Raw genomic sequence first — 3,418 nt, 5'->3', positions numbered from 1 at the left:
GTACGGGGTGGGACGTCAGGCGTCGAAGACCTCGTTGACGAGCTGTGCCTGCTCCGCCTGGTGGCGCTTGGCCGAGCCGACCGCCGGGGACGAGGAGTGCGGGCGCGAGATACGCCGCAGCCGCTCGCCGTGCGGGATGTCGGCGCCGACCGCCAGGTCCAGGTGGTCGATCAGGTTGAGCGCGATGAACGGCCAGGCACCCTGGTTCGCCGGCTCCTCCTGGGCCCACAGGTACTTCTCGGCGTTCGGGAACTTGGCGATCTCGGCCTGGAGCTCCGCGCCCGGCAGCGGGTACAGCCGCTCCAGGCGGAGGATCGCCGTGTCCGTGACGCCGCGCTTCTGCCGCTCGGCTTCCAGGTCGTAGTAGACCTTGCCGGTGCAGAAGACGACCTTGCGGACCGCGTCCGGGGCCACGCTGCTGTCGCCGATCACCGGGCGGAAGCCGCCGGTGGTGAACTCCTCCGCCGTGGACGCCGCCGCCTTCAGACGCAGCATCGACTTCGGGGTGAAGACGACGAGCGGCTTGTGGTGCGGGTTGTGGACCTGCCAGCGCAGCAGGTGGAAGTAGTTCGACGGCAGCGTGGGCATCGCGATCGTCATGTTGTTCTGCGCGCACATCTGGAGCAGGCGCTCGGGGCGGGCGGACGAGTGGTCCGGGCCCTGGCCCTCGTAGCCGTGCGGCAGCAGCAGCGTGACGCCGGAGGTCTGGCCCCACTTCTGCTCGGCCGACGAGATGAACTCGTCCACGATGGTCTGCGCGCCGTTGACGAAGTCACCGAACTGCGCCTCCCACATGACCAGCGCGTCCGGCCTGGCCAGGGAGTAGCCGTACTCGAAGCCCATCGCTGCGTACTCGCTGAGCAGCGAGTCGTAGACGTTGTAGCGGGCCTGCTCGGCGGTCAGGTACTGGAGCGGGGTGTAGTCCTCGCCCGTGCCCTGGTCGACCAGGACCGCGTGGCGCTGGCCGAACGTGCCGCGGCGGGTGTCCTGGCCGGAGAGGCGGACCGGCGTGCCCTCCATCAGCAGCGAGCCGATGGCCAGGGTCTCGCCCATGCCCCAGTCGATCGTGCCGTCCTCCACCGAGGCGGCGCGGCGCTGCATCTGCGGCATCAGACGCGGGTGCACGGTGACCGTGTCGGGGATGTTGACCTGCGACTCGGCGATCCGCTTGACGACCTCCTGGGAGACCGCGGTCTCCACGGCCACCGGGAACTCCGCCTGCGCGTCCGGGACCTGGACGGGACCGGCGTGCGAGGTGGCCTCGCGGACCTCCGCGAAGACCTTCTCCAACTGGCCCTGGAAGTCCTGGAGCGCCTGCTCCGCCTCTTCCAGCGTGATGTCGCCGCGGCCGATCAGCGACTCGGTGTAGAGCTTGCGCACCGAGCGCTTCTTGTCGATCAGGCGGACCATCTGCGGGTTGGTGAACTGCGGGTTGTCGCCCTCGTTGTGGCCGCGGCGGCGGTAGCAGATCAGGTCGATGACGACGTCCTTGTTGAACGTCTGGCGGAACTCGAAGGCGAGCCGTCCGACGCGGACGACGGCCTCCGGGTCGTCGCCGTTCACGTGGATGATCGGCGCCTCGATCATGCGGGCCACGTCCGTCGCGTACATCGACGAGCGCGAGGACTCCGGGGCGGCGGTGAAGCCGACCTGGTTGTTGATCACGACGTGGACGGTGCCGCCGGTGCGGTAGCCGCGGAGCTGCGACATGTTGAGCGTCTCGGCGACGACGCCCTGGCCCGCGAAGGCCGCGTCGCCGTGGAGCGCGAGCGGCAGGACCGTGAAGTCCGTGCCGGCCTTGTTGATGATGTCCTGCTTGGCGCGGGCGATGCCCTCCAGGATCGGGTCGACCGCCTCCAGGTGCGAGGGGTTCGCGGCCAGCGAGACCTTGATCTGCTCGCCGTCCAGACCGGTGAAGGTGCCCTCGGCGCCCAGGTGGTACTTGACGTCGCCGGAGCCGTGCATCGACTTCGGGTCGAGGTTGCCCTCGAACTCGCGGAAGATCTGCGCGTACGACTTGCCGACGATGTTCGCGAGGACGTTGAGCCGGCCGCGGTGGGCCATGCCGATGACGACCTCGTCGAGACGGGACTCGGCGGCGGAGTCGATGATCGCGTCGAGCAGCGGGATGACGGACTCGCCGCCCTCCAGCGAGAACCGCTTCTGGCCGACGTACTTCGTCTGGAGGAACGTTTCGAACGCCTCGGCCGCGTTGAGGCGGCGCAGGATCCGCAGCTGCTCCTCGCGCTCCGGCTTGGAGTGCGCGCCGCGCTCGATCCGGTCCTGGAGCCACTTGCGCTGCTTCGGGTCCTGGATGTGCATGAACTCGATGCCGGTGGTGCGGCAGTACGAGTCGCGCAGCACGCCGAGGATGTCGCGGAGCTTCATCATCGACTTGCCCGCGAAGCCGCCGACGGCGAACTCGCGCTCCAGGTCCCACAGCGTCAGCCCGTGCTCGGTGATGTCGAGGTCGGGGTGCTTGCGCTGGAGGTAGTCCAGCGGGTCCGTGTCGGCCATGACATGGCCGCGGACCCGGTAGGAGTGGATCAGCTCGAAGACCCGGGCGGGCTTCGTGACGTCCTCGTCGTGCGAGGCGTCGATGTCCTTGAGCCAGCGGACCGGCTCGTACGGGATGCGCAGCGCCTGGAAGATCTCGTCGTAGAAGTCGTTCTCGCCGAGGAGGAGCTGACTGACGATCCGCAGGAACTCGCCGGAGGCGGCGCCCTGGATGACGCGGTGGTCGTACGTCGACGTCAGGGTCATGACCTTGGAGATGCCCAGCTTGTTCAGGGTGTCCTGCGACGTGCCCTGGAACTCGGCCGGGTAGTCCATCGAACCGACGCCCATGATGACCGACTGACCGGGCATCAGACGCGGCACGGAGTGCACCGTGCCGAGGCCGCCCGGGTTGGTCAGCGAGACGGTGACGCCGGTGAAGTCGTCCATCGTCAGCTTGTTGTTGCGGGCGCGCCGGACGATGTCCTCGTACGCCTGCCAGAACTCGAAGAAGTTGAGCGTCTCGGCCTTCTTGATGCCCGCGACGACGAGCTGGCGGTCGCCGTTGGGCTTCACCAGGTCGATGGCGAGACCGAAGTTGATGTGCTCCGGCTTGACCAGCGTCGGCTTCCCGTCGCGCTCGGCGAAGGAGTAGTTCATCGACGGCATGGCCTTGATCGCCTGCACCATCGCGTACCCGATGAGGTGCGTGAAGGAGATCTTGCCGCCGCGCGCGCGCTTCAGGTGGTTGTTGATGACGATGCGGTTGTCGAAGAGCAGCTTCACCGGGACGGCGCGCACGGACGTGGCCGTGGGCAGCTCCAGCGAGGCGTTCATGTTCTTCGCGACGGCGGCCGAGGGGCCGCGCAGCGTCACGTACTCCGGTCCGGCGGGCGCCTCGGTGGCGGGCGCGGCCTTCGCG

The 3,418-nt window shown here is 68.5% G+C and carries 1 protein-coding gene; it reads right to left on the bottom strand.

What is annotated here, in order from left to right:
• Positions 1–15: 15 nt before the first annotated feature.
• Positions 16–3,418 (bottom strand): multifunctional oxoglutarate decarboxylase/oxoglutarate dehydrogenase thiamine pyrophosphate-binding subunit/dihydrolipoyllysine-residue succinyltransferase subunit (locus tag ACFXPK_RS32655; RefSeq protein ID WP_385080775.1); only part of this gene is annotated, 3,403 nt, incomplete at its 5' end.

It is taken from the genome of Streptomyces sp. NPDC059142, from assembly GCF_042755665.1.
GTDB lineage: Bacteria > Actinomycetota > Actinomycetes > Streptomycetales > Streptomycetaceae > Streptomyces.
This window is presented reverse-complemented; position numbering and strand designations above follow the sequence as displayed.